The organism is Streptomyces sp. NPDC001514 (assembly GCF_053597075.1).
Map to the genome: position 1 here is coordinate 1 of NZ_JBSFHO010000008.1, position 25,567 is coordinate 25,567.

General features: G+C 71.6%; 20 protein-coding genes. 13 read left to right on the forward strand and 7 right to left on the reverse strand.

Annotated elements, in window-relative coordinates; translation table 11 throughout:
- Positions 1 to 86: 86 nt before the first annotated feature.
- Positions 87 to 1,232 (reverse strand): ALF repeat-containing protein, encoded by a 1,146-nt coding sequence (locus tag ACWCXB_RS11065; RefSeq protein ID WP_450721370.1) that lies wholly within the window; start codon positions 1,230 to 1,232, stop codon positions 87 to 89.
- 596 nt (positions 1,233 to 1,828) lie between these two features.
- Between ACWCXB_RS11065 and ACWCXB_RS11070 the strand changes: the two genes are divergently transcribed.
- Both ACWCXB_RS11070 and ACWCXB_RS11075 read left to right on the forward strand, forming a co-directional pair.
- The gene (locus ACWCXB_RS11070; RefSeq protein ID WP_450721372.1) at positions 1,829 to 2,323 is read left to right on the forward strand and encodes a hypothetical protein; all 495 of its coding nucleotides are present in this window, start codon (positions 1,829 to 1,831) and stop codon (positions 2,321 to 2,323) included.
- A gap of 79 nt (positions 2,324 to 2,402) precedes the next feature.
- Positions 2,403 to 4,535: an FG-GAP-like repeat-containing protein gene (locus ACWCXB_RS11075; RefSeq protein ID WP_450721374.1), complete on the forward strand. Its 2,133-nt coding sequence runs from the start codon at positions 2,403 to 2,405 to the stop codon at positions 4,533 to 4,535.
- Between the two features lie 116 nt (positions 4,536 to 4,651).
- Here ACWCXB_RS11075 and ACWCXB_RS11080 read toward each other — a convergent pair whose 3' ends face one another.
- Entirely contained in the window at positions 4,652 to 5,305 is a 654-nt protein-coding gene (locus ACWCXB_RS11080; protein WP_450721376.1) for a hypothetical protein, read from the reverse strand.
- Positions 5,306 to 5,405: 100 nt separating this feature from the next.
- Positions 5,406 to 7,463 carry an RICIN domain-containing protein gene (locus ACWCXB_RS11085; protein WP_450721378.1) on the reverse strand — a complete coding sequence of 686 codons (2,058 nt, stop codon included), beginning with the start codon at positions 7,461 to 7,463 and terminating at the stop codon, positions 5,406 to 5,408.
- Between the two features lie 603 nt (positions 7,464 to 8,066).
- On the opposite strand from ACWCXB_RS11085, the gene ACWCXB_RS11090 reads away from it, so the two are divergent.
- Genes ACWCXB_RS11090 through ACWCXB_RS11100 form a run of 3 tightly spaced genes read left to right on the forward strand, consistent with a single transcriptional unit; the run spans position 8,067 to position 10,591 of the window.
- The gene (locus ACWCXB_RS11090; RefSeq protein ID WP_450721380.1) at positions 8,067 to 8,804 is read left to right on the forward strand and encodes a pyridoxamine 5'-phosphate oxidase family protein; all 738 of its coding nucleotides are present in this window, start codon (positions 8,067 to 8,069) and stop codon (positions 8,802 to 8,804) included.
- 36 nt (positions 8,805 to 8,840) lie between these two features.
- On the forward strand, positions 8,841 to 9,950 hold the full coding sequence (locus ACWCXB_RS11095) for a DUF2330 domain-containing protein (RefSeq protein WP_450721382.1): 1,110 nt from the start codon (positions 8,841 to 8,843) through the stop codon (positions 9,948 to 9,950).
- Entirely contained in the window at positions 9,923 to 10,591 is a 669-nt protein-coding gene (locus ACWCXB_RS11100) for an O-methyltransferase (RefSeq protein WP_450721384.1), read from the forward strand. The genes ACWCXB_RS11095 and ACWCXB_RS11100 overlap by 28 nt, the downstream gene beginning before the upstream one ends.
- On the opposite strand, the gene ACWCXB_RS11105 is transcribed toward ACWCXB_RS11100, so the two are convergent.
- Positions 10,518 to 11,795: a serpin family protein gene (locus ACWCXB_RS11105; protein ID WP_450721386.1), complete on the reverse strand. Its 1,278-nt coding sequence runs from the start codon at positions 11,793 to 11,795 to the stop codon at positions 10,518 to 10,520. The genes ACWCXB_RS11100 and ACWCXB_RS11105 overlap by 74 nt on opposite strands.
- A gap of 11 nt (positions 11,796 to 11,806) precedes the next feature.
- On the opposite strand from ACWCXB_RS11105, the gene ACWCXB_RS11110 reads away from it, so the two are divergent.
- Complete coding sequence (locus tag ACWCXB_RS11110) at positions 11,807 to 12,133, forward strand: antibiotic biosynthesis monooxygenase family protein (RefSeq protein ID WP_450721388.1); 327 nt, start codon at positions 11,807 to 11,809, stop codon at positions 12,131 to 12,133.
- Between the two features lie 50 nt (positions 12,134 to 12,183).
- Positions 12,184 to 12,663, forward strand: coding sequence for a GNAT family N-acetyltransferase (locus tag ACWCXB_RS11115; protein ID WP_450721390.1), 480 nt, complete (start codon positions 12,184 to 12,186; stop codon positions 12,661 to 12,663).
- 91 nt (positions 12,664 to 12,754) lie between these two features.
- Here ACWCXB_RS11115 and ACWCXB_RS11120 read toward each other — a convergent pair whose 3' ends face one another.
- Both ACWCXB_RS11120 and ACWCXB_RS11125 read right to left on the reverse strand, forming a co-directional pair.
- On the reverse strand, positions 12,755 to 14,065 hold the full coding sequence (locus ACWCXB_RS11120; RefSeq protein ID WP_450721392.1) for a phytase: 1,311 nt from the start codon (positions 14,063 to 14,065) through the stop codon (positions 12,755 to 12,757).
- A gap of 298 nt (positions 14,066 to 14,363) precedes the next feature.
- Positions 14,364 to 16,451, reverse strand: a complete 2,088-nt coding sequence (locus tag ACWCXB_RS11125; RefSeq protein ID WP_450721394.1) for a DHA2 family efflux MFS transporter permease subunit — start codon at positions 16,449 to 16,451, stop codon at positions 14,364 to 14,366.
- A 213-nt stretch (positions 16,452 to 16,664) separates the two neighbouring features.
- On the opposite strand from ACWCXB_RS11125, the gene ACWCXB_RS11130 reads away from it, so the two are divergent.
- Together ACWCXB_RS11130 and ACWCXB_RS11135 are read left to right on the forward strand one after the other, a co-directional pair.
- On the forward strand, positions 16,665 to 17,594 hold the full coding sequence (locus ACWCXB_RS11130; protein ID WP_450721396.1) for a peptidoglycan-binding domain-containing protein: 930 nt from the start codon (positions 16,665 to 16,667) through the stop codon (positions 17,592 to 17,594).
- Positions 17,595 to 17,759: 165 nt separating this feature from the next.
- On the forward strand, positions 17,760 to 18,431 hold the full coding sequence (locus tag ACWCXB_RS11135; protein WP_450721398.1) for an HAD-IA family hydrolase: 672 nt from the start codon (positions 17,760 to 17,762) through the stop codon (positions 18,429 to 18,431).
- Between the two features lie 256 nt (positions 18,432 to 18,687).
- On the opposite strand, the gene ACWCXB_RS11140 is transcribed toward ACWCXB_RS11135, so the two are convergent.
- On the reverse strand, positions 18,688 to 19,272 hold the full coding sequence (locus ACWCXB_RS11140) for a TMEM165/GDT1 family protein (protein WP_450721400.1): 585 nt from the start codon (positions 19,270 to 19,272) through the stop codon (positions 18,688 to 18,690).
- Positions 19,273 to 19,990: 718 nt separating this feature from the next.
- Here ACWCXB_RS11140 and ACWCXB_RS11145 point away from each other — a divergent pair.
- The 4 genes from ACWCXB_RS11145 (at position 19,991) to ACWCXB_RS11160 (ending at position 25,184) form a co-directional block, all read left to right on the forward strand.
- Complete coding sequence (locus ACWCXB_RS11145) at positions 19,991 to 20,644, forward strand: HNH endonuclease family protein (RefSeq protein ID WP_450721402.1); 654 nt, start codon at positions 19,991 to 19,993, stop codon at positions 20,642 to 20,644.
- A gap of 106 nt (positions 20,645 to 20,750) precedes the next feature.
- Complete coding sequence (locus ACWCXB_RS11150) at positions 20,751 to 22,514, forward strand: alkaline phosphatase D family protein (RefSeq protein ID WP_450721404.1); 1,764 nt, start codon at positions 20,751 to 20,753, stop codon at positions 22,512 to 22,514.
- 67 nt (positions 22,515 to 22,581) lie between these two features.
- Positions 22,582 to 24,648, forward strand: coding sequence for an FAD/NAD(P)-binding protein (locus tag ACWCXB_RS11155; RefSeq protein ID WP_450721729.1), 2,067 nt, complete (start codon positions 22,582 to 22,584; stop codon positions 24,646 to 24,648).
- 56 nt (positions 24,649 to 24,704) lie between these two features.
- Positions 24,705 to 25,184, forward strand: a complete 480-nt coding sequence (locus ACWCXB_RS11160; RefSeq protein ID WP_450721406.1) for a DoxX family protein — start codon at positions 24,705 to 24,707, stop codon at positions 25,182 to 25,184.
- The last annotated feature ends 383 nt before the right edge of the window (positions 25,185 to 25,567 follow it).

The following is a 25,567-nucleotide window of genomic DNA, read 5'->3' on the forward strand; positions in this document are numbered from 1 at the left end:
ACGGTGCCGGTTGCCGAAGCGCTCGCCGGCTTCCCGCAGGTCCCGACGGAATTGACCGACGGACTCTTCGACGTGGACGACGACGCCTATGCGCCCGCGCGCGCGGCCGAGGCCTTGGAGGCGTCCTTGGAGGCGGCGATGGCGGCGTTGTAGGCGCGGGACGCGGCGTTGCCGGCCGCCGCGGCTGCGGCAGCGGCGGCCTGCGCGGCCTCGGCGGCGCGGCTGGAGGCGGCCTGGGCGGTGCGGGAGGCGGAGATCGCGGTGGAGGCGGCGTCGGCGGCACCGCGTGCGGCGCTCGCGGCGCTGTTCGCCGCCTTGGCCGACTTGGTCACGTCCTGCTGGGCCGCCCGCGCCTCGTCGGCCGCCTTCAGAGCGGCGGCCTTGGCCTTCTCGGCGGCCTCCTTCGCGCTGTTGGAAGCGGCGACCGCCTGCTCCGTCTTGAGCTGCGCCCGCTTGCCTTCCCGCTCCACGATCTCGACCAACTGCTCGATCGTCGCGGCCTCTTCGTCGCGAGCGCGGGCGATGTACTGGCCGGAGATGAGGAACTGGTGGATCGCCTCGGGCGATCCGTCGTTCAGGGCACGCTCCGCGTACTTCTTCACCTCCGGGGATGCGGTGCCGAGGATGGAGAAGACCTTCATCCGCTCGTCTTCCGCCTGTGCGGTGTGCTGGGTCGCTGCCAGGAACGTCCTCAGCGCCGCCGGGGTGTTCAGATCCAGTGCCTTGGTCGCCTCCCGCTTCACAGCGGTACCGCTGTTGTTCATGACGGTCAGCACCGCCGCCCGCAGATCCTCCTGGACCGACGCGCGGTAGCCGTCACGCAGATAGGTGGCGACCGCGTCATCCCCGGCGGCCAGTGCCGCGCCGGCCGTACTGCCGACCGCCCTGCCCGCGTAGGAGAGGCCGCCGAGGATGGCGAAGCGGTTGTCCTCCGCCTCCGCGGCGGGCAGTTCCTGGGTGAGGAATGCGGTCACCGCAGCCGGGGTGCCGGCGAGGGCGGCGGCTGCGGCCTCACGGACTGTGCGGCCTCCGGTCTTGTACGCCCATACGGCCTGGCCCCGCTCGGTGGCGGGCAGACCGTTGTCCGTGCCACCGGTGTCGGTTCCTGCGGCATGGGCGGGTGTGGCAGTCAGGGTGACGATGGAAGGCAGGGCGGGGACGGCGGCCGCCCCGGCGAGGGTCGTGAGTATCCGGCGTCTGCTCCACAGCGACGGTGACAGCGACGGTGACAAGGTGTGCATCCTTTCCGTAGGGAATACGGCCCGTGCCGACACGAATACGGCGCCCAACCGCCCTTCCTGGACAGTGGAATTGGGCCGTCGTTTCGAATCTGGCCGTACAGGCGGGCACACATTACCCGGTCGCCACTGATTCGCTATCCATTTCTCGGTAAGGGAGTTGGCGCCGCGGATGCCGTGATGTGCGCCGGGCTCCGCGCGTCCTGCACATGACGCCAGGTCTGTTACTCAGTCATTACAAAAGTCCGTACAACCCTCCGAATGGAGTGACGGAGGTCACAAAGGCGTCAACTGGCGCCTACCGCAACGCTGTTCACCGACTGGACAGGACGGCCGAACAAGGGTTTAGATCATGGGGATTGGAGCCACGGAGCACGGGTGAAAGTTCATTCCCGTTCGTGCCGCATGCCGAATTGGGGGACTCGGCGACCAGTTGAAGCTCCCGCTCGGGAGTTGGGGGGTCCATAAATCTCCGGTCGCCTTCACGCCCGTTTTGAATCACGTTCCGGCCGCTCGAACAACACCGACGAATTAGGACTGTCATGAAGGCACGCACCGCAATGGAAGCGAATCCGCAGCGGAAGAGATTGATGTGGCGCGCTCTGGGCATTGCGGCCGCGGGCGCCCTGGCGTGGGTCGCGGTCGGCGGGGCGGCGCCCACCGAGCGGGGCACCGCGTCCGAGGCGCTCACCTACGTCGCCGACGAGGCCCCCGGCTTTGCCGTCGAGGACTTCAACTACCCGCAGGCCGACAAGATCCTCGCGGAGAAGGGGATCACGCTCAAGCGCGGCGACGGCCACATCGTCCTCGCCGACTGCGCGAGCCAGACCGGCCTGCTCGAGGTCTGGGCCCGCAGCAAGGACAAGATCTGCTTCCGTGTCACCGGCGACTCCGGCTGGCTGACCCTGGAGATCCCCTCGGTCTACGGCATCAAGGGCAACGACTACGCGACCGAGGTCGACATGACCGTCGGCACCGAGGAGAAGTCCTTCGACGTGGCCCAGAACACCTGGACCCCGGTGGGCGAGAGCGCGGACCCCGAGGGTCGCGAGCACATGCTCGTGGAGATCAGGACCTCCAAGTAGCCCCTGTCCGCGGTCCCATCAGTCGTGCTGCCGCCCGGTGACCACCGGCGCCGCAGACTCTCACCAAGGAACACAAGCCATGGAACGCACCAGACCCATCCGCCTCACCGCACTGGCCGCGGCCCTGATCGCCGGGCCCGTGGCGCTGTGCACGGCGCCCGCGCACGCCGTCACCGGCACCCCTGTCACCGACAACGCCTACGCCTTCACCGCGAGGATCGAGATCGGCGACAGCGAGGACACCCTGCGTGCCTGCTCCGGTGCGCTGGTCGACGCCCAGTGGGTGGTGACCGCCGCGTCCTGCTTCACCGGCGGGCTCACCGAACTCGCGCCCGGCAAGCCTGCCGAGAAGACGGTCGCCACGATCGGCCGCGCCGATCTGACCGGCACCGGCGGCCACGTCAGCGAGATCGTCGACCTCGTGCCCCGCGCCGGCCGTGACCTGGTCATGGCCCGGCTGGCCACGCCGGCCACCGGCATCACCCCGGTGGCCATGGCCACCACCCCGGCAGCTCAGGGGGACACGCTCACGGTCGCCGGATACGGCCGTACCAAGACGGAGTGGGCGCCCCTCAAGCTCCACACCGCCGACTTCGCGGTCAACTCGGTCAACGGCACGGACGTCAACATCGCCGGCAAGACCGCCAACGACGCGATCTGCAAGGGCGACACCGGTGCCCCGCTCCTGCGCGTCACCAACGGCACACCCCAGCTCGTCGGCGTCAGCAGCCGTTCCTGGCAGGGCGGCTGCTTCGGCACCGACGCCGCCGAGACCCGCACCGACGCCATCGCCACCCGCGCCGACAACATCACCCTCGGCAACCGCCTGACCGCGGGCCAGCAGCTGCTCCCCGGTGACAGCCTCGTCTCCGCCATGGCTCGTCTGACCATGCAGAGCGACGGCAACCTCGTCGTCGCCTCCGCCGCCGGCAAGACCCTGTGGTCCACCGGCACCGCGGGCAACGCCGGGGCCAGCGCCAAGCTCGACACCACCGGCAACCTCATCGTCCGTAACGCCGCCGACACCGCGACCCTGTGGGAGTCGAAGACCACCGCCACCGGTGGCACCGCCGTTCTGCAGGAGGGCGGCGACCTGGTCGTCCGCGACGCCCAGGGCGCCTCCCAGTGGTCCAGCAACAGCGCCCCGCGCCACGACTACAACGGCGACGGCCGCAGCGACATGGGCGCCTGGTACGACTTCACGGCAGGCACCGACGCCACCTACACCTTCTTCGGCAACACCGACGGATCCATCAGCAGCTGGCTGAAGTCGTACTCGTCCCCCGTCGGCGCGTGGGAAGCCAAGAACCACAAGCTCGTCACCGGCGACTTCAACGGCGACGGCCGCGGTGACATCGTCGCCGTCTACGGCTACAGCGACACGAGCGTCAAGATCTGGACCTTCCTCGGCAAGCCCGACGGCGGCTTCGCCAACCCCGTCCAGGCCTGGAGCGGTCCGGCCGGCAGCTTCCACATCAGCTACATGACCCCGCAGGCCGGCGACTTCAACGGCGACGGCCGCGACGACATCGCCGTCTGGTACGCCTACGCCGACGGCACCACCAAGCTGTGGACCTTCACCTCCACCACCCAGGGCACCTTCAACGCCCCCGCCTCCTCCTGGTCCGCCCCCGCCGGCACCTGGACACGCAGCCGCGCCAAGATCATCACCGGTGACTTCACCGGCGACGGCCGCGACGACCTGAGCGTCTTCTACGGCCAGGGCGACAACTCCGTCAAGACGTACGTCTTCAACGCGCAGCCCAACGGCGGCTTCGCGGCCCCCGCCGTGTGGTGGGAGAGCGCGTCGCTCGACTGGAACCGGACCTACCCGCACTCCGGTGACTTCAACGGCGACGGCCGCGACGACGCCACCATCTGGTACGACTACGCCGACGGCAGCGACAAGACCTCCACCATCCTGTCGGAGAACGTCGACGGCAAGGACCGGTTCGGCTCCGCCAAGGTCACCCTCAACAGCGCGCCCGGCAACCTCGACGTCAAGCGCCTTCAGTTGATCGTCGGTGACTACAACGGCGACGGCCGCGACGACCTGGCCATCATGAACCACCAGGCCGACGACGCCGTCAAGATGTGGACCTGGACCGCACGTCCGGACGCCATGTTCAACGGCGCCGTGGCCGGCTTCACCGCCCCGGCGACCAGCTGGGTCTACGGCTCCACCAAGTTCGCAAACACCTACAACTACTAGCAGCACCGGAGCCAGCGAGGGCCCGGCGGCACCCGCCGCCGGGCCCTCGCACGCCTTGCTCGGGCAAGCCCGAAGTGCCCCCGTCACCGTCCAGTAGCCCCGAAACCGTCGCCGGGTCAGCGTGCGGCCCGCGCCCGAGCGCGCCGGGTACGCCATACGAGACCGGCCCCGGCCGCACCCACCAGCAGGACTACGCCCGCCACCAGGAAGGTGCCGGCGCCGGTCCCCGTACCGGAAGCAGCGGACCGAGCCGGGGCGGCAGCCGCGCCGGTCCCCTCCCCGCCTCCGGGGCGCTCGGGTTCGGTGCTCTTGGTGGTCCCGGGCTTCGCCGTGCCCGGTACGGCCGAGACGCCCGGCTTCGCCATGCCCGGTACGGCCGTCGGCGAGGCAGGGGTTCCCGGAGACACCGTGATCTCCTCCTCGTCACGGCCGAGCCCCGGATAGCCCGCTTCCACGGTGACCTTCCAGCGCCCGGGCGGCAGCGCCTCGGCGGTGGTCCAGCCGGTCGTCGCCGCCGGGTCGCGGACCAGCTTCCAGGGGCCGATGGTCCTTCCGTCGGCGCCGACCGCGTTCACCGTGGCGGCGACCCGCTCGTCGACCGGGTCGTTGTCGTTCTCCCAGACGACGATCGTCCGCACCCGGCCGAATTCGTGTCCGGTGATCTCCACCTTCAGGGTGTCACCGTGGGCCTGGGCCCCGGTGGCTGTGGTCAGGGAAAGGGCCGATCCCGCCAGGGCGGCGGCTACGGCCATGAGAAAGGCTCGGCGCATGACATGTGCTCCATGGAGGGTGAGTAGGGGTGTGGCGCGGTGAGGACGGCCGGCGGGCAGCAGGCCCGCCGGCCGTCCTCTGCGATGCGTGGCCAGAGGCTCAGGACGCCTTCTGGACCGTCCACACCTGGGCCGGTGCGCCCGCCCCGTTCTGCAGCTCGATCAGCCAGGACCCGTAGTACGGGCGGTTGCTGACGCCGAGGACGTAGCCACTGTCGCCGGCGGTCACCGTGACCCCGCTGCCGCTGCCGGCGATCCTCCACCGCTGGGCTGCGATGTCGCGGCAGGGCTGCTGCGCCACCCACATACCGGGGGCGGGGGCGCCGCCGACCTGGAGGCACTTGCCCGAGACGGCGGAGCGGATGCGGCTGTAGCCGTTGCCCGCGCTGTCGAAGTACCACTGCTGCTGGGCGTATCCGTTGCGCTGCGAGCCGACCAGGACGGTGTTGTCCGCGCTCCGGCCACCCCAGATCTCCGCGGCTGCCCCGGTCGCGCCGTTCATGAGCAGGTAGCGCGAGCCGGGCGTGGGCGTCGTACCGCCGCCACCGCCGCCCGCGGTACGGAACGAGGTCGCCTTGCCCCGGCCGCTGTCCCGGCCGGTGGTGTCACGCACCGAGACCGCGACGGTGTAGTCCGTACCCGGCTTCAGGTTGTAGATGCGGACACTGGTCGTCTGCACCCAGCCCAGGGCCTGGCCGTTCAGGAAGATCTGGTACCAGACCGCGCCGCTGACGGGCCTCCAGCCGGCGACGGCGGAGTCCGCGGCGATCTGGCCGACCGTGACCTCGGGTCCCGCGCCGGATCCGTTCGTCGGGGTGGGCTGCGGGGTGGGCCCCGTGGTCGGGGTCGGGCCGGGGTTCGGGGTGGTCCCGGTGGCGGCCCTCATCAGGAACTGGTTGTCGGCGATGTTCCAGTGCGTGGCCAGATAGCTGCCCGGCCTGGGGTTGGTGTGGAAGTAGTCGTCGTGGTTGCAGTCCAGACGGTTCTCGTACTCCCCGGCCTGGCAGATGCTGCGCATCCTGGGGTAGTACGGGCTGTCCGAGTAGCACATGACGTCCCACTCGTCCGTACAGTGCGCGCCCTGGCTGGTGTTGGGGGCGCTGTTGTTCACCGCACCGAGGTTGTGGCCGAGTTCGTGCGCCGCGGTGTGTCCGCCCCAGCAGCCGCTGTCGGTACGGCCGTAGGAGGGGCCGAAGTTGCTGAGGTTGCTCTGGCCGGGACGCTCGTCGCCGGCGAACGTGCCGATACCGCAGTAGACCTGAGTGTCAGCGAAGATCATGTACTTGCGGTCGCGGCGGTCGAGGCCCTTGCCGGCCAGCGCCCTGTTGGTGGCACTGAACTCGGTGAGCGCGGAGGCCGGGAGCTCGATGTTGAGCACCGTCGGCGTGCAGTCGGCGGCCGTCACATAGCGGATGTGCCGGACACCGCCGGTGTCCTTGGCGCTCTCCGAGTAGATGAGGTCGGCGTCGGCGGCCCACTTGCGGAACGACGGGAGGTACTCCGCGTAGCGGTCCCTTCCGGGGGCGTGCACATAGACGACCTGGACGCGGTTGCCGGTGTTGCCGTCGCTGTCGCACTGCACGGTCTGCCCGGCGGGACCGTTCGCCGCGGGAGCCTGCGATGCCGAACCCCCGGCGGCGGGAGGGCTGCCGGCCTTCCGGGCCGCGGCGTCGAGTGCGGGTGCGGCCGTGCGGGGAAGTTCACCCCCGGAGGACTTCGTGCTTCCCGCCTCGGTCGGATCCTCGGCGACCGCGGCCGCCTTCACCGCGGGCGAGGTGTCCTTCTTGATGTCGACACCCTTCGGAGGGGCGTCAGGGCCATGGGTGCAGTGACCGCCTGACGTGCGGTACACCCCCGCGCACGGATCCCCCTCGGGCGCGGGCTTCAACCCCTCGTAGACCATGCCCCGTTCCGGCTCGCTCTTCGGGGCCTCGTCGAGCGGATCGGGTTCCTTCTCGCGCGCCGGCTCCTTCGCCGGCTCCGAGGCCACGGCAGGCTCCCCCTGGGCGAGCGGCAGCGGGCGATTCTCCCCTCCCGGCTGCGCCACCTCGTATGCCAATCCGGCCACGACCGCCATCACGGCGACGGCGGCCGTGCCGAGTATCAGTCGGCGGGACCTACGACGCTGCGGCTTCTTGAGTCTTCGACGTCCGGGCAAGTTGCACCTCTTCCTTGGTCAGGGAACGGTGCGCGGAAGCTTGCCAGAACAAAAAGGTGAAGAATTCGGGCAATTGGGATCGACTTTTCCGAAGTCGTTCCGTTACCAACCCTATTGAATTGATGAACTGTCAACTCGCTTACAGATCAGGGCAGTTACGCGCGTCAACCCGCCGTGGTCCAGTCCTGTTCAAGGATGTCGTAATACGATCGAGATCTGGATCCGGGTTTGAATTGAGTTTCCGTCAATTACGTTACTTACAGGCCGAATTGCTGTGATCACAAACGGTACGGAACACCGGAACCGCTCATACTCCGGAACGGCCTGCGCGAAGGTCCACGCCCCTTGGGCCCGACACGTACACGCGCGGAGGCGGGGACCGCCGCCCCCGACTCACGCGTCCGGGTCAAGCACCAGACTGATCGAGTGGCGCAGGCGCCGCCGTGGGCGGATCCTGACTGAACGCGGCGATCCACCCGAGGGGGCGCCGGGGCTTCCGGTCCCGGTGCCCACTCGGGCCCGGCCGGTACGCATCCCTTGAACTCCCTCTTCGCGACTGAAACAGTTGTGATCCATCTACCACGCAACTGGATCAGTGGAGAAATGACTGCATCGGAACAGAATCAGCAGCATCTGGGCATCACCGACCGCACCCGCCACCGCCGGCTGCGCGACCAGGGCAGCACGCTGCGCGCCGACCTCGACGCCGTTCTGCGCGCCGGGTTCGTCTGCCATCTCGGGGTCGTGGTCGACGGGACCCCCATGGTCGTGCCCACCGTCTACGGCGTCGACCTCGACACCCAGACCCTCTATCTGCACGGCTCCGTCGCCAGCCGCAGCCTTCGCCGGTCGGCCGACGCCACCGTCTGTGTCACCGTGACTCACGTCGACGGCCTCGTTCTGGCCCGCTCGGTCTTCGAGCACGGCGTCAACTACCGCAGCGCCATGGTCTACGGCGTACCGCGCCCCGTCACCGACCGCGATGAGCTGCTGCACGGGCTGCGCGTACTGACCGAGCACTGCGCTCCGGGGCAGTGGGAGTACGCCCGCGGCCCCAACGCCAAGGAACTGGCGGCCACTTCGCTGCTCGCGCTCACCCTCGACGAGGCATCGGTCAAGATCGCTTCCGGCCCGCCGGAAGACGGCGAAGGGCCTGACGCGGAGCTGGGGCTGTGGGCGGGAGTGCTCCCGTACCGTCACGCCTTCGGGGCGCCGGAGCCCGACCCCGTGCTGCCCGCCGGGACCGCGGTGCCCTCGCACATCTCGGCCCTCGCGGCGGGCAGGTCCGCGGGCAGTCGGCGCGCTCCCGAGCACGCGGTGTCCCCGACCGCGCGCAAGTGACGGAACCGAACGCTCCACCCCGTCGTCCGACAGTGCATGCGGGGGATGCACAGGATTCTGTCAGTGGTGTGCGCGCTGTTCGCGCTGCAGCTCGGGTCGCTGATCGCGCCGGCGTACGCGTGCGGCTGCGGGGCGATGATCCCGGACGGGAAGTCGCGGATCCAGGTCGATCACGAGACGTCGGCGGTCCGCTGGGACGGCCGCACGGAAGAGATCGTCATGCGCTTCACGGTGGACGGGAACGCGCCCAAGGCCGCGTGGATCATGCCGGTGCCCAGCCGGGCCACGGTCGAGCTGGGGGACGGCGCGCTCTTCGACGAGCTGTGGGAGCTGACCCGGCCCGAGGAACGGACCCGGCACTACTTCTGGCCGCGCGGCGGCGACTGGCCGTTCACCTCGGGTGACGGCAGCGTCGGGGCCGCCGCTCCGCCGCCGGGCGCCTCGGCGCCACGGGTCGGGGTCGTCGGGCGTGAGCGGCTGGGCGACTTCGACGTGGCGCGGCTGACGGCCACCGATCCGGACGCCCTGCGCGGCTGGCTGGACGAGAACGGCTTCGAGCTCCCGGACCGCCTCGCGCCGGAGCTGCGGCCGTACGTCGACCAGAAGTGGGAGTACGTCGCCGTCAGGCTCGCCCCCGACCAGGAGAACGCGGTGTTGGGCGGGACGCTCGATCCGCTCCGGATCCGGTTCGCGAGCGAGCGGCTGGTGTATCCGATGCGGCTGTCCCGGCTCGCGCGGACGCCGCAGTCGCTGGGGCTGTACGTCATCGCGCCGCACCGGATGGAGCCGCAGAGCGGGATCGGCGGCGAGGAGCCCGAGGTGACGTTCGCGGGCGAGCTCCAGCGGCCCGGAGGTGCGGTCGGGCAGCTGACGGGAGGCGCACCGGCGTTCCTCACCGCGTTCGAGCAGGAGTTCCCGGTGCCGTCGCGGATCGACGGGGACCACGAGCTGCGCGCGGCCGCGGGCGACACACCGTACCGGCGCGTCGTCTGGGAGGACGAGCTGCTGGTGGTGGGCGGGGTGCCGGTGTGGCTCGCCACCGTGGCCGGGGGGATCGTGGCGCTGGTGACGGCCGTATTCCTGCGGACGCGAGCCCGTGAGCGCGGTACGTTTCCGGCATGTCCAATGACCAATGGAACGCCGTAGACACGTACTTCACCGAGCATCTCGCCCCGGACGACGACGCCCTGTCCGCCGCGGTCGCCGCGAGCGACGCGGCCGGGCTGCCCCAGATCGCCGTCGCCGCGAACCAGGGCAAGCTGCTGCATCTGCTCGCCCTGGCCCACGGCGCGAGGAAGATCCTGGAGATCGGCACGCTCGGCGGCTACAGCACGATCTGGCTGGGCCGCGCCCTGCCCGCCGACGGGCAGCTGATCTCGCTGGAGTACAACCCCGCGCACGCGGACGTCGCCCGTGCCAACCTGGCCCGCGCCGGTCTCGACAAGACCGTCGAGGTACGGGTGGGCGCGGCCCTCGACACCCTGGCGCAGCTGGAGGCCGAGGACGCGGGCCCGTTCGACTTCTTCTTCATCGACGCGGACAAGGTGAACAACCCCAACTACGTGGAGTGGGCGCTGAAACTGTCCCGCCCGGGCAGCCTCGTCGTCGTCGACAACGTCGTCCGCGGCGGCGCGGTGGCCGACGCGACGAGCGAGGACCCGTCGGTCCTGGGCACCCGCCGCATGATCGAGCTGATCGGGGAGCACCCGCGGCTCAGCGCGACGGCGGTGCAGACGGTGGGGGCGCGGGGGTACGACGGATTCCTCCTGGCCCGGGTGCAGGGCTGACGCCTCGGGGGGGACCCGGCGGGGGCGGTACAGGGGGGTGGGGCACGGGGGGAAAGGGCGGCGGGAGCAGGCCCTCGTACCCGGGCGTTCCGGGCGGGGTGGGCTCACCGGCCGGGGCGGTCGCCTGCCAGGCGGCGAACAGCGGGACCTCCCCCGTCCCGTCGAGGACCACGATCCCGAAGGGCCGGTCGTAGGCGATGCGTACCGCCCGCTGCGGGCGGTAGGCACTGCCCGCGCGCAGGGGTATCACGGTCACGGCGGCCGCTTCGACGCCCAGCTCGGCGACCTTGATCACCGCCTCCTGGACGACCTGCGAGATGGCCAACGGCTCGGGCGACAGCCCGGAGAAGTCGGCGGCCGGGGACGTGGCCCGGTGGATGCCGAGCGCGGGCAGCTGGGGCGTGACGTCCACGGTCGTACGGAGCGTCAGGCGCGGCAGGGCGAGGCTGACGACCTCCGCGTCGACGGGCCGGCACGCCTCACGCGGCGCCCAGGCGGCGGGCAGCACGTCCGCCGCCCCGGCGCCCGGCGCGCCGAGCACGAAGCGCACCCGGGCCGCGTCGGCCTCGCAGCGCAGCTCGACGACCGTGGCCGTGCCCGCCGTCCACGCGTCCCCGGGCCGCAGCTGCCGGTGCATCGTCGGCACCTCGTGCACGGCGCCCGTCGCGTCGGTGAAGGGCGCGTCGCGGGTGATGCGCGACTCGAACGGCGTCTGCCAACGGGCCTTCAGGGCCAGGGCGTTGACGAGCGCGAGGAGGGTGTCCTGCTGGATCCGTACGGGCAGCTTCTCGATCTGGCCGCCCGTTGCCTCCTTCACCCAGGCGTCGATCTCGTCCTGGCCGTCCTTGCCCAGGTGCCCGAACCCGATGTCCGGCAGCGCCTCCCGGTAGGCCCGGTAGACGGGAACCCGGCTCCACACGCGCGTGGCCACGCCCAGTGCATCGCTCACCGCGAGTTCCCGCGCAACCCCGGTCACCGCCTCGGCGGCCTGCTCGCCTGCGACCCCGAGCAGCCCCCGCAGCTCCTCCGCGGTCTCCCCGCGCGCCCCTGCCGCCACGGCCCCGAGCGCCAGCCACAGCCCGGCCGGCGAACACACGAAGTCGCCCCCGTCCCCGCCGCCACCGTCGCCCAGTTCGCGTATCCACCGCTCACCGAGCCCCCGCACGGCCCGCGCGTGTCCGACCAGTGCCACGCCCCGCCCCATATCCTGCCCCCATGAGTGTCGTGAAGATCAATGTCCTGACCGTCCCCGCCGACCGGCGCGAGGTCCTGGAACAGCGTTTCGCCGCCCGCGCGGGCGCCGTGGAGTCCTCCGACGGCTTCGAGTGGTTCGAACTCCTGCGCCCCGTGGAGGGCACGGACCAGTATCTCGTCTACACGCGCTGGCGTGACGAGGAATCCTTCCAGGCCTGGATGGAGGGCCCGATGAAGGCCGCACACCAAGGCGGCGGCGAGGGCGGCGAGCGCCCCAGGCCCGCCGCCGCCGACTCCACCCTGTGGTCGTTCGAGGTCGTGCAGCAGGCCGCGCCCAAGCAGGGCTGACCCTTCTATTCGTTCGCGCCCAGGACCACGGATCAGGTACAGAGAACGCCATGACGACCTGGTCCGTGCGCCCCGAGCGCTTCGACACCCCCGACGCCACCGCCCTGCGCCGTGACTACTACGACGAGGTCGCGAGCCGCTACTGGAAGCGGCCCGCGACCGGGGCGGAGATCGACGACGGACTCGCCGGCGACGGGGTGGAGAAACTCTCCGCCCCCACCGGCGAGTTCGTCGTCGGGCGCTACGACGGGAAGGCCGGGGCCTGCGGCGGGGTGCTCATGCTGGACGCGGGGACCGCGGAGTTGACGCGGGTGTACGTGCGGCCCGGTTTCCGCGGCACGGGCGGCGGGGGTGTACTGCTCGGCGCGCTCGAAGAGGCGGCGCGGGGGCTCGGGGCGGGGCGGACGGTGCTCAACACCCGGCTGGATCTCGTCGAGGCGCGCACGCTGTACGTGCGGAACGGTTACGCGGAGATCCCGGCGTACTGCGAGGGGCCGTACATGGAAATCTGGTACGGCAAGGATTTGTGAATCAGTCGTATGGGGCAGCACACCGCCGCTGATCCGGGCGGTGTGCGGCCCCCTCTGCGCGGCCCCTGTGCGCGGGCCCCTCTGCTCGGGCTCAGTCGTCGACGCTGTCCATAACGTCACCGAGGTCCACGAACTTGAAGCCGGTGGCCTCGCGTTCGCCGTCTCCCGGGGTGTCGTGGCCGTCCTGGACGACGAGGAGACCGTGCGGGTACCGCCGGCCGAGCGGGGCGTTGAGAACGGCGGCGCCGTCGCACTCCTCGGAGCCGTCGAGGCTCGCGGTGGCGGCGGCGACGCGGAAGCCGCCCTCGTACTCGTTGGCGTCCGAGATCTCGCGGTCGTAGAGGGCGAAGGTGTTGTCACCCTGGCTGGAGGCGAGGAGGTAGCCGTCGCCGTCGCGTTCGGTGAGCAGGGTCAGTCCTTCGACGTCGGCCGAGAGGCGCTTTCCGCCGTAGCCGGGGTCGGCGCCGGGGGTGCACTCCTCGGTCTGCTCGTCGTACGTCCCGGGGACGCCGTACTCACGGACCTTGTCGAGGAGCTTCGGCGTGCCGGTGAGGTCGGCCCGCATACGCCAGATGCCGACGTCCTCCTGGCCCGCGTAGAGCGTGCCGTTGGCCGGGTCGACCACCATGCCCTCGATCTGCGGCAGTTCGCCCGGTTCGGCGCACGGGGTCCAGGAGGTGCCGTTGGGGAGGCGGAAGGCGGAGGGCAGTTCGACGGTGCGGAGCTTGCGGTAGGTGACGGTGCCGGCGGGCGTCGGGATCAGTTCCAGCAGCGCGATGCCGGTGCGGTTGCGGCGGCTGGCGAGGGCGTACGCGCGGCCGCTCGCCGGGTCGGTCCACGTGGCGAGGCCGTAGGCGGTGGTCTGCTCGTTGATCTCGTCCTGGTCCGCCGAGAAGACCGGCGGGGCGGACGGGTCGGTGATCTCGGTGAGCGGGGCGCCGCTACGGCCCGGGGCGATGCGGTACACCCGCAGCCGGTCGGTCCCCCGGTCGGTGACCACGGCCAGGTCGGCGCGCTTGCCGGCCACCTTCAGACCGTTGACCAGATCGACGTTGTTGAAGCGCCCTGGCGCGTCGTCCGGTCCGGGCGCGGGAGGTGCGGCGATCGACTGCACCTGCCGGGCGTCGAGGTCGTAGACCCGCAGTCCGCCCTCCTTCGCCGTGGCGATCACCAGACTCCGGTCCGGGTCGGCGGCGTTGCGCCAGATCGCCGGGTCGTCCGCGTTGGCGTTGCCGCCCGCCTCGTCGTCGTAGAGCGTGGGCGCCTGCGCCCGGGGCGTCACGTCCGGAAGTGCACGGGAGGAGGAGGCCTGCGCTCCTGCGGGCACGGCCGCCGCGGTGAGTGCGGCGAGCGCCGTACCGAACACCAGCGCGGCGGAATGGACGGGACGATGCCGTCTCATGAAATCTCCTCACGGTCGGGAACACTGGTCGAGAGCACTGTCGGGAACATGGCAATTGCCGAGCGTGAGCGTCGACCGACAGGATGGCGGCGCGGCGTACGGCGATGGATGGACACATGTGCCGTTGATGAACGGACCGCGCGGCGGCAACTCGCCGGCAGATCGGAGTGGTGCGGGATTCGGAAGTGGTGCGGGATGCGGCTCCATCACGTCGTTGCCGTCGTGGTCATGGCCGCCGGCCGGGGGGCACCGCAGCCGGGGCCGGGGGCCAAGGGGCCGTCTGTGGCCCCGCGGCCCTTCACCGCCGCAGCGGGTGCTGCTGGTGCCACGCCTCGTGGTCGCGGTGCGGCTCACCGCTGTACGGGCGTTCGCCGTCCGAGCCGCACAGTTCGGCGGTGAGCTCCTTCACCAGCTGGATCAGGTCCGTCGACCGGTCCGGGCCCCACCAGTCGCCGAGCAGCTCGGCCAGGGAGTCCTCCCGCGCCGACGCCAGTTTCGCCGCCGCCTCGACGCCCTTGTCGGTGAGGATCAGCGACAGCCCTTCGCGCCTCGCCAGCCCGCGCCCCTCCACCTGCCGGGACGCCTGTGTGATCGTCTTCAGCGGTACGGGCGTGACGTCGGCGAGCCGGGACGGTTCGACCATGCCGTGCCGTCTGATGCGCAGCAGCAGCCAGCTCGCGGCCGGGAGCAGGTCGAGCCCGGCCTTCGCGGTGATCCTGTCGTAGATCGCCTTGCGGCCATCGCGCGACCCGAGCACCGACAGGGCCCGGGCGCACTCGTCGTACGAGGAGCGCTCGACGGGGTTGGAGGCGAACGTCTCGCTGACCTCGGGCGCGGTGACCGAGCCGCGCAGCTTGTCCTCCTTCAGGAACCAGGCGGTGACGAGCGCGACGAGGACGACCGGGGCCGCGTACAGGAAGACGTCCGTGATGGAGGTCGAGAAGGCGTGCAGGACGGACGGTCGCAGCTCGGGCGGGAGTTCGGAGATGCCCCGCGGGTCGGCGGCGAGTTGGTCCGGGCGGGTGCCGGGCGGCAGCGGGTGCCCGGCGAGCGCGAGGGCGAGCCGCTCGTTGAGCAGGGTGGTGAAGACCGTGCCGAAGATCGCGACACCGAACGACGCCCCGATGGAACGGAAGAAGGTCGCCCCGGACGTCGCGACGCCCAGGTCCGCGTAGCTCACGGCGTTCTGCACGGCCAGCACCAGCACCTGCATCACCAGACCGAGCCCGGCGCCGAAGACGAAGAAGTAGACGCTCGTCTCCCAGACCGATGTGGTCTCCCGGAGCTGGTGCAGCAGGAGCAGCCCGAGGGCGGTGATGGCGGTCCCCGCGATCGGGAAGACCTTCCACCGCCCGGTACGGCTGACGATCTGACCGGAGGCGGTGGAGGTGAGCAGCATGCCGAGGACCATCGGCAGCATGTGCACACCGGACATGGTGGGGGTCACGCCCTGGACGACCTGGAGGAAGGTCGGCAGAAAGGTCATCGCGCCGAACATCGCGAAGCCGACGACGAAGCTGATGACCGAGACGAGCGTGAAGGTGCGGATCCGGAAGAGCTTCGGCGGCAGTACGGGCTCGGCCGCACGGCGTTCGACGTACACGAAGGCGACGAGGAGCACGGCACCGAGGACCGCGAGGCCGATGATCCGCGCCGACCCCCAGGCCCAGGTGGTGCCGCCGAGCGAGGCGACCAGGACCAGGCAGGTGGCGACCGCCGCGATCAGGAACGTACCGAGGTAGTCGATGGTGTGTCGGGTCTCGCGCACCGGGATGTGCAGCACGGCGGCGATGACGAAGAGGGCGACGACGCCGATGGGGAGGTTGATGTAGAACACCCAGCGCCAGCTGAGGTGCTGGGTGAACAGCCCGCCGAGCAGCGGCCCGAGCACGCTCGACGCGCCGAAGACGGCGCCGAACAGTCCTTGGTACCGGCCGCGGTCGCGCGGCGCGACGATGTCGCCGACGATCGCCATCGACAGCACCATGAGTCCGCCGCCGCCGATGCCCTGGAGGGCGCGGAAGGCGATGAGCATGGTCATGCTCTGCGCGACGCCGCACAGGGCGGACCCGATGAGGAAAATGACGATCGCGACCTGGAACAGCTTCTTGCGGCCGTACTGGTCACCGAGCTTGCCCCAGAGGGGCGTGGCGGCCGTGGAGGCGAGCAGGTACGCGGTGACGACCCAGGACAGGTGCTCCAGACCGCCGAGCTCGCTGACGATGGTCGGCAGGGCGGTGGAGACGATGGTCTGGTCGAGGGCCGCGAGCAGCATGCCGAGCAGTAGCGCGCCGATGGCGACGAGAACGGTCCGGCGGCTGCGTCCTGTGCCGCGTCCGGGTATCGGGCCGGGGCTCACGTCCTGGCTGCTCGCATCCTGAGCCATGTGCACTCCTCGGGTCCGGTCCGTCAGGTCCCTCGTTTCACCAGGTCCTTTATGCCCCCTATGCCCCCACTCTCATTCCGCCTCATCTCCTCCCATCCTGGATGTTTCGTCCCGTTACGGCCTGCCGAAGCGGGGCGCGGCGGGGGACGCGGCGTCACCGGCCTGGACACGGGCTGCATAATCGGCGGCAGCTCAAGGGGAGGGGACCCACTCATGACAGGACCTGTATGTCCTGAATGCGGTACGCCACCGCCGGAGGTGTGCGGCTGCGCGGTGCGGGCCGAACGCACGGCTGAACGCTCCGCGGAGATCGCGGGGGCGGAGGACTTCGATCCGCTGCGCATCAGGCCGTACGTGACACTGCCGTCCCCGCCGGAGCCGGCGGGCCCGCCGCCCGAGGCGCTCGCCGCGGGGGCCTCGGGTGCGGACACGGATACCCAGGAGATCGCGTTCGAGTACGAGATCAGGGTGGCCGCGGACGCCGTGCCCGATCGGCCCGTACGACGGCGCGGCCCCGGCGTGCTCATCGCCGCCGCAGCCGTTGTGGGCGTGCTCGGAACCGCCGCGTTCGCGGGTGGGCTGCTCGGCACGGACGAGGGCGGGCAGGACCGGACGCTGCCGGACATCGAGACGATGGCGCCGTTCCTGAGCGCCGCACCGGACGCGCCCTCGTCCGCGTCCACCGACGCCACGGCGTCCGGGAAGCCGGGCACGTCGCCATCCGCTTCGGCTTCGGCCTCGCCGTCGGGATCGGCCTCGGCGTCGGGGACCGCGGTTGCCGGCGCGCCCGTCTCGCCGTCCGCCACGACCCGCGCGACCGGCCAGGTGTCGCAGGGCCCCGCCACCTCCGCCGCGCCGCTCACGCTCCGCCCGGGCGACGACGGCGCCGAGGTCGTCGAGCTCCAGGAGCGCCTCGACCAGGTATGGCTCTACGACGGGCCGCCCAACGGCCACTACGACGGCCGGGTCGAGGACGCTGTCGCCACGTACCAGGACTACCGGGGCATCGAAGGCGACCCGGAGGGCGTCTACGGCCCGGAGACGCGGCGCGCCCTGGAGGCGGAGACGCAGTACCCGTACGACGGCGGCGGCAGCTGGGACGACAACAACAGCGGCGGCGGCAGGGGCGGCCGCGGAGACTGAGCCCGACTCCAGGCCCGGCTCGGCCTGGCGGGCGGGAAGGGGGCTGGCGCCCGGACCACTTTGTTTTGTATCGTACAAAAACAAAGTGGTTCCCGCGCGCACTCCCTGACCGGCGCGCGGGAACCACTCTGGTCCACCCGCCCCCCGGAGCTGGAGCACACGCCGATGCCGGCCACCCCCACCCCGTCCGTACTGACCACCCACGCCCTCCTGCTCGACATGGACGGCACCCTCGTCAATTCGGACGCCGTCGTGGAGCGCGTCTGGCGCGACTGGGCCGTGCGGCACGAGCTCGACCCCGACGAGACGCTCAAGGTCGTCCACGGCCGCCAGGGGTACGCCACGATGGCCGTCCTGCTGCCGGACCGCCCGATGGCCGAGAACCACGCCGAGAACCGCGAGCTGCTCGCCCTGGAGACCGCAGACGTCGACGGCGTCGTCCCGATCGCGGGGGCGCCCGCCTTCATGGCCGCCATCGCCGCACTGCCGCACGCGCTCGTCACCTCGGCCGACGAGGCCCTCGCCCAGGCCCGGATGGGCGCGGCGGGGCTGCCGATGCCGCAGACGCGGGTGACCGCGGAGCGGGTCGGAGCCAGCAAGCCGGACCCGGAGGGCTTCCTGAAGGGTGCCGCCGAGCTGGGCTTCGCCCCGGCGGACTGCGTGGCGTTCGAGGACTCGGAGGCGGGCATCACGGCGGCGCGGACCGCCGGGATGCGCGTCGTCGGCGTCGGGCCGCGCGCCGCGGCGTTCGCGCCGGACGTGCACGTCCAGGACCTGACCGAGCTGCGGGTGGAGGCGGCGGCGGACGGGTCGATCCGCCTCCACGTCCCCGCCTGACCCCGGGGGGCTTCGCCCCCGGACCCCCGCGGACGCCCTGCAGGCCCGGCTTCGAAGCCGGGCGGCACCGCGGGGCCGCCCCGTGGGTCCGTCCTCGAACGCCGGACGGGCTTGAGCCCGCCCTGTACCGCGACGTGACCCGGCATGTCCGTCCTCGAACGCCGGACGGGCTTGAGCCCGCCCTGTACCGCGACGTGACCCGGCATGTCCGTCCTCGAACGCTGGACGCGCTGGATGCGCGCCCCGCACCGCACGCTCAGCCCGTGATCGCCTCGTACAGGCTGAAGCCCGCCAGCGCCAGCATCAGCGCTGCCGCCACCTTCGTGATCAGGTGCAGCGGCACGTACTTCATCAGCGTCCTGCCACCCACGATGCCGAGGCCGGCCACCGTCCACAGCGCCAGCACCGCGCCGAGGCCGACGGAGAGCGGGTTGTCGTAACGGGCGGCCAGGTTCGCGGTCATGATCTGCGTCAGGTCACCGAACTCCGCGACCAGGATCAGCATGAAGCCCGCGCCGGAGACCTTCCAGAAGGACTGGTCGGCCGGCGCCTTGATCTTCTCGTCGTCATCGTCGTCCTTCTTCAGCAGCAGCATCACCGCGCCCGCGAGGAAGAGAACGCCGACGACCGCCTGCACGAGCCGGTGCGGCAGCAGCGTCAGCACACTGCCCGCCGCGATCGCGAGCGCGACATGCACGGCGAAGGCCGCGGCGACCCCGGCGAAGACGTAGGAGGCCCGGTAGCGCGTGCCGAGCATCAGCCCGGCCAGGGCCGTCTTGTCGGGGAGCTCGGCGAGGAGGACGACGCCGAAGGTGATCGCCATGATCGTGAAACTGAGCACGGGAAGGGGTTCCTCAATCGGTCGGGCCCTGCCGCACCGAGAGACCTGAGAGCCGTTTCAGGGGTCGCTTCGGCGCGGCAGCGGCCATGAATGGTCATGGTCACTGCTGGCCGAAGGTCTCGCTGGCGGGCTGCGCGATGTCCACGCGGCGGCCGCCTCCGGGCGCCGGCCGAGCGAGCTCGGCAGTATGTCGACGTTCCGGCGAAGAGCTACTCCCCTTCTGCTCCCCACAGAGTACGTGAGGCCCGAGCCAACCCGTCAGGGACCTTGGTCCCTGACGGGGTGGACCACGGTCCCGATCCGGTCCTGGTCGGGTCGAGGTCCGGTCCTGGTCCGGTCCTGGTCCGATGCTGGTCCGGTCCTGGTCCGGTCCTGGTTCCGTCGAGGCCCGGCAGCAGCGCGTCGGGCGCCGCGTCCCACGCAACGTCAATCAGGCGTCCCGGTCGGGCAGCCCGAGCGCCGTCCGAGGGCGACCCCGAACGTGACATCGACCGGCAGCAGCATGCGCCAACCCCGGGCCGTGCGGGCCGATGTGGCGGGATGTCAGAACCGTGGTGCAAGTTTCGGACAGGGCGTCACAACCCTTGATGTGTCGTGTCCATGTCGCCACTCTGTTACCTGGCGCCCATCCCCAGGAAACCTGGCGCCGCCACGATGGCCCGGGCCCTGCCGCAGGGGCTCGCAACCGGCCAAGACCCCCACTCTCAAGGGAGCTCGCATGTCTGGTGTCTACGCGCGTCGACTGCCGCGCACCGCCGTGCTCGCCGCATCCGCGGCGCTCGCCTGCGCCACCACTCTGCTCAGCGCGCCTGCCGCCAACGCGGCTCCGCCCGCCCCCGTCAGCGCCTCCACCGCCCGTACGTACCTGAGCCAGCTCACGGTCAAGGCGGAAGGTTCCCTCACCGGCTACAGCCGGGACCTGTTCCCCCACTGGATCACCCAGTCGGGCGCCTGCAACACCCGCGAGGTCGTCCTCAAGCGCGACGGCGTGAACGTGGTCACGGACTCCAGCTGCGCGGCGGTCAGCGGCAGTTGGTACTCCCCGTACGACGGTGCCACCTGGTACGCGGCGTCCGACGTGGACATCGACCACATCGTCCCGCTCGCCGAGGCGTGGCGCTCCGGCGCCAACTCCTGGGCCACCTCCACGCGCCAGTCCTTCGCCAACGACCTCACCCGTCCCCAGCTCATCGCCGTCACCGACAACGTGAACCAGGCGAAGGGCGACCAGGACCCGTCGGAGTGGATGCCGTCGCGCTCCTCGTACCACTGCTACTACGCCCGGATGTGGGTGCACACGAAGTACTACTGGAACCTGTCGGTGGACTCCGCCGAGAAGTCCGCGCTGCAGTCGGTCCTCAACGGCTGCTGACCTGTTACTTCTGCCAGGAACCGCGCTACCCTCCCCCGTCGTTCCGTACCGTGCGGGGACGACCCGAACACGGGCGAACCGTTAGGCGGGCGACGGAGGAGGGCACATGGCAGCCGGGCTGCGCCTGGGACCACTGCTGCGGTACGTCGACTGGGAAGCCGGCGACCGCGCGACCGTATGGATCGAGGCCGACCGGCCCTGCACGGCCGAGGTGCGCTGCGCCACGGCCGGGGCCGGCGGCTCGGTGCGGACGTTCCAGATCGAGGGCCATCACTACGCCCTGATCCCGGTGACCGGCCTCACCTCGGGCTCGTCGACGGCGTACGAGGTCCTGCTGGACGGCCGCCGTGTCTGGCCGCTCGAGGGCTCCGGCTTCCCCGAGAGCACGATCCGCACCCCGGCGGTTCCCGCCGACGGGGTGCGGATCACCTTCGGCTCCTGTCGCTGGGCCGCGCCGCCCGCCGACGAGCACGACCCGATCGGACCCGACGCGCTGGACGCCGTAGCCGCCCGGCTGGCCGCCGACCCGGCCGCCGAGCGCCCCGACGTGCTGCTCCTGCTCGGCGACCAGGTGTACGCGGACGCGACGTCCAAGGCCACCCAGCGCTGGCTGGCCGCCCGGCGCGATCTGCGCGAGCCGCCCGGCGCCGAGGTCGCGGACTACGAGGAGTACACCCGGCTGTACGACGAGTCCTGGCTGGACCCCGAGGTCCGCTGGCTGCTCTCCACCGTCCCCAGCTGCATGATCTTCGACGACCACGATGTGATCGACGACTGGAACACCAGCGCGTCCTGGATGGCCGGGATGCGGGCCACGCCCTGGTGGCAGGAGCGGGTCCTCAGCGGCCTGATGTCGTACTGGGTCTACCAGCACCTGGGCAATCTCTCCCCGGCCGAGCTGGACGCGGATCCGGTCTACGCGGCCGTGCGGGACACCCCGGACGGGACCGATGCGCTGCGGCGCTTCGCGGCGGAGGCAGACGCCGACCCGGCGGCCGTCCGGTGGAGCTACCGGCGCGACTTCGGCAGGACCCGGCTGCTGATGACCGACACCCGGGCCGCGCGCGTCCTGGACGAGGACAAGCGGGCGATGCTCGACGAGGACGAGGCGCGCTGGCTCCGCGACCAGGCACTGGAGGCGCCAGGCTCGTACGACCACCTCCTCATCGGCAGCTCGCTGCCCTGGCTGCTGCCGCCCCTCATCCACGACGCCGAGAGCTGGAACGCGGCGCTGTGCCGGGGCGAGCGGGGTCCGCGGTGGGCGCGGTTCGGCGAAGACGTGCGCAGACGGGCCGATCTGGAGCACTGGGCGGCGTTTCCGGCGTCGTTCGAGAGGCTGACGCGGCTGGTCGCGGAGGCGGGCAGCGGGCCGGAGGCGCCGGCGACGGTGTTCGTCCTGTCCGGGGATGTCCACCACGCGTATGTGGCGGAGCCCGAGTGGCCGGACGGGGCGCCGGAAGCGCGGGTGCTGCAACTGACCTGCTCCCCCGTGCACAACGCGATCCACTCGTCGGTGCGGCTCGGCTTCCGGTTCGGCTGGAGCCGGGCGGGGCGGCGGCTCGGCCACGCCCTGGCCCGGCACGGGCGGGCGGGGCGGCCGGTCATCGGCTGGCGGCGGACCGGTGGACCGTGGTTCGGGAACCAGCTGATGACGCTCGTCCTGCGCGGGCGTTCGGCGACGCTGCGGCTCGACCAGGCGCGGGGGAACGGCAAGCGGGCGGCCGGCAACGCGGCGGGCGGCAACGCGGCAGGTGGCAGGGCGGCGGGCGGCAACGCGGCGGCCGGCAGGGGTTCGGGCGGCTACGGGGCGGATCATGCGCATACACGCCTCGTGACCGTGGACGAGCGGAACCTGACGAATGGTCCGTGACTCTGCCCACAGCGGGGGGTGATCCTCGCCCCGGCCCTTCGGCTCCCGCCGGGGCAACGGCATGATGATGCGGACGATCCACTTCCCGCACCTGCACGCCCCCCACATTGCCCCGGGAGTCACTGTCTTGTCCGCAGTTCGGCACGCGATAGCTCTGGTCGGCGCAGGTCCCCGCGGCACCTCGGTCCTCGAGAGACTCTGCGCCTCCGTGCCCGAACTGGCCCCGGACACCCCGCTGACCGTGCATGTCATCGACCCGGCGCCCGCCGGTCCCGGCCAGGTCTGGCGTACGGACCAGCCCGCCGAGCTGCTGATGAACACGGTCGCGTCCCAGGTGACGCTCTTCACCGACGAGAGCGTCGACTGCGAGGGTCCGATACGCCCGGGGCCGAGCCTGTACGAGTGGGCCGCGGCGCGGGCCGGCGAGGAGGGGCGGCTCGGTCCCGACGACTACCCGACGCGGGCCTGCTACGGCCGCTATCTGGAGTGGGCGTTCCGCAGGACCGTCGAGCGGGCGCCGCGGACGGTCCGGGTGGAGGTGCACCGGGCGCGGGCGGTACGGCTCGACGAACACGACGACGGCTCGCAGCGCGTGGCGCTGGACGACGGCACGGTCCTGGCCGGACTGAGCGCGGTGGTGCTGGCGCAGGGCCATCTGCCGGTCGTGCCGGGGGCCGTGTCGGCCAGGCTGGGCGAGTACGCGGCCCGGCACGGGCTGCGGTACTTCGCGCCCGCCAACCCTGCGGACCTGGACCTCTCCGCGATCGCCCCGGGCGAAACGGTCCTGCTGCGCGGACTCGGCCTGAACTTCTTCGATCACATGGCGCTGCTGACGACGGGCCGCGGTGGCGTGTTCGTCCGCGAGGGAGAGCGTGTGGCGTACCGGCCGTCGGGCCGCGAACCGCGCCTGTACGCGGGCTCGCGGCGCGGCATCCCGTACCAGGCGCGCGGGGACAACGCGAAAGGCGCGTCGGGCCGCCACCAGCCGCTCGTGCTCACACCGGACGTTATCGCCGTCTTCCGGAAGCGCGCGGACGCGGGCGATCCGCCGGACTTCCTTGGCGAGATATGGCCGCTGGTCGCCAAGGAGGTGGAGACGGTCTACTACGAGGCTCTGCTCGCGCCGGAGACGGGGGCGGGGGCGGGCACGTCGGAGCCCGGGGCCGACTCCGGGTCGGGGACCGAGTCGGGGTCCGGGACCGGGTCGGGGTCCGGGACGGAGACCGGGAGCGGCTCGCAGCTGCCGGGCTTCCGGGCACGTTTCCTGGACGCGCCCCACGGCAGCCCCGAGGAGGCCGCGGTCCTGGACGCGTACGGCTGCGCGGAGGCCGAGCGCTGGTCCTGGGAGCGGGTCTCGTACCCGCACCGGGGCGAGAACTTCACCGGCCCCGCGGCATTCCGCGGCTGGCTCCTCGCCCATCTGCGGCGGGACGCCGAGTACGCGGCGCTCGGCAATGTGGCGGGGCCGGTCAAGGCGGCGCTCGACGTCCTGCGCGACGTACGCAACGAAGTACGGCAGATCGTGGACCACGCCGGACTGTCCGGGACCTCGCGGCGCGACCACCTGGACCGCTGGTACACGCCGCTGAACGCGTTCCTCTCCATCGGTCCGCCGCGCCGCCGTATCGAGGAGATGGTCGCGCTGATCGAGGCCGGTGTGCTGGAGGTGGTCGGCCCGCGGATGACCGTACGGACGGAGGACGGGCTGTTCACGGCCGGGTCCCCCGATGTGCCCGGGTCCGAGGTGTCGGCGACGACGCTGATCGAGGCCCGGCTTCCGGAGCCCGACCTGCGGCGCAGCCGCGACGAGCTGCTTGCGCGGCTGCTGCGGACGGGTGAGTGCCGGCCGCACGCGGTCGACGGTTACGAGACGGGCGGTCTGGACGTGACGGAGCGGCCGTACCGTCTCATCGATCGTCAGGGGCGGGCGCATCCGCGCCGGTTCGCGGTCGGTGTGCCCACGGAGGGGGTGCACTGGGTGACCGCGGCCGGGGCGCGGCCGGGGGTGGACTCGGTGACGCTGTCGGACGCGGACGCGGTGGCGAGGGCGGTGCTCCGGGCCATGTCTCCCCGCTGTGAACTCCGGATGAAAAACGACCGCCGACCAAATGTTGAACTTGCAAGTATTGATTAGGCCTGCCTAACTTAGGGGCTCATCGGTTCACGTCCCCAGACCGAAGGAGTCCCCCCATGGCCTCTCGTGGCCTTTCCTCGCGGCTCGACCGGGCCCAGCCGTACGCGCTCGGCCTCTTCCGCATCGTCGTCGGCCTGCTCTTCGCCTGCCACGGCGCCGCGTCGCTCTTCGGCGTCCTCGGCGGCGCGATGGGCGGCGGCACCGTCCCCACCGGCACCTGGCCCGGCTGGTACGCGGCCGTGATCCAGCTCGTCGGCGGCGGCCTGGTGCTGATCGGCCTCGGCACGCGCACGGCGGCGTTCGTCGCCTCCGGCTCGATGGCGTACGCGTACTTCAAGGTGCACCAGCCCGAGGCGCTGTTCCCGCTGCAGAACGGCGGCGAGGCGTCCGCGATCTTCTGCTGGGCCTTCCTGCTGCTGGTCTTCACCGGCTCGGGTGCACTGGCGGTGGACCGGCTGTTCGCATCGCGCGGTGCGACGACGGATGAGAAGGAGAAGCAGCGGCACGAGGAGCCCGCGACGGCAGTCGCGGCGTGAGGCACATGCGCTGAGCGGCTTGCGCGGGGTTGTCCGGAGCGGCTGCCCGGGGGTCCGGGGTTGTCCGGAGCGGCTGCCCGGGGGTTCGGGGCTGTCCGGAGCGGCTGCCCGGGGGTCCGGGGTTGTCCGGAGCGGCTGCCCGGGGGTTCGGGGCTGTCCGGAGCGGCTGGCTGACCGGGTTCGCGCTGGGCCGCCCCGAGCAGTCGCTCAGGCTTGCTCGGGGTGGCCGTCGGGGTGACTGGCGGGGTGGCTGTCGGACGGGCCGGATTCGGCCGACCTGTCAGGCCGCGCCGCGTTCTCCCCCGCCCGCCCGGGTTTCACCCACCCTGCCGATCCGGCCACGGGACGCAGGCGTACGCTGTACAGCTGTCATGCCGCCCCTG

Coding starts and splice junctions, on each gene's coding strand:
- ACWCXB_RS11070 (WP_450721372.1), top strand. CDS start 1,829: ATGTGGCGCGCTCTGGGCATTGCGGCCGCGGGCGCCCTGGCGTGGGTC.
- ACWCXB_RS11075 (WP_450721374.1), top strand. CDS start 2,403: ATGGAACGCACCAGACCCATCCGCCTCACCGCACTGGCCGCGGCCCTG.
- ACWCXB_RS11080 (WP_450721376.1), bottom strand. CDS start 5,305: ATGCGCCGAGCCTTTCTCATGGCCGTAGCCGCCGCCCTGGCGGGATCG.
- ACWCXB_RS11090 (WP_450721380.1), top strand. CDS start 8,067: ATGACTGCATCGGAACAGAATCAGCAGCATCTGGGCATCACCGACCGC.
- ACWCXB_RS11095 (WP_450721382.1), top strand. CDS start 8,841: ATGCGGGGGATGCACAGGATTCTGTCAGTGGTGTGCGCGCTGTTCGCG.
- ACWCXB_RS11100 (WP_450721384.1), top strand. CDS start 9,923: ATGTCCAATGACCAATGGAACGCCGTAGACACGTACTTCACCGAGCAT.
- ACWCXB_RS11105 (WP_450721386.1), bottom strand. CDS start 11,795: ATGGGGCGGGGCGTGGCACTGGTCGGACACGCGCGGGCCGTGCGGGGG.
- ACWCXB_RS11110 (WP_450721388.1), top strand. CDS start 11,807: ATGAGTGTCGTGAAGATCAATGTCCTGACCGTCCCCGCCGACCGGCGC.
- ACWCXB_RS11115 (WP_450721390.1), top strand. CDS start 12,184: ATGACGACCTGGTCCGTGCGCCCCGAGCGCTTCGACACCCCCGACGCC.
- ACWCXB_RS11120 (WP_450721392.1), bottom strand. CDS start 14,065: ATGAGACGGCATCGTCCCGTCCATTCCGCCGCGCTGGTGTTCGGTACG.
- ACWCXB_RS11125 (WP_450721394.1), bottom strand. CDS start 16,451: ATGGCTCAGGATGCGAGCAGCCAGGACGTGAGCCCCGGCCCGATACCC.
- ACWCXB_RS11130 (WP_450721396.1), top strand. CDS start 16,665: ATGACAGGACCTGTATGTCCTGAATGCGGTACGCCACCGCCGGAGGTG.
- ACWCXB_RS11135 (WP_450721398.1), top strand. CDS start 17,760: ATGCCGGCCACCCCCACCCCGTCCGTACTGACCACCCACGCCCTCCTG.
- ACWCXB_RS11145 (WP_450721402.1), top strand. CDS start 19,991: ATGTCTGGTGTCTACGCGCGTCGACTGCCGCGCACCGCCGTGCTCGCC.
- ACWCXB_RS11150 (WP_450721404.1), top strand. CDS start 20,751: ATGGCAGCCGGGCTGCGCCTGGGACCACTGCTGCGGTACGTCGACTGG.
- ACWCXB_RS11155 (WP_450721729.1), top strand. CDS start 22,582: ATGCGGACGATCCACTTCCCGCACCTGCACGCCCCCCACATTGCCCCG.
- ACWCXB_RS11160 (WP_450721406.1), top strand. CDS start 24,705: ATGGCCTCTCGTGGCCTTTCCTCGCGGCTCGACCGGGCCCAGCCGTAC.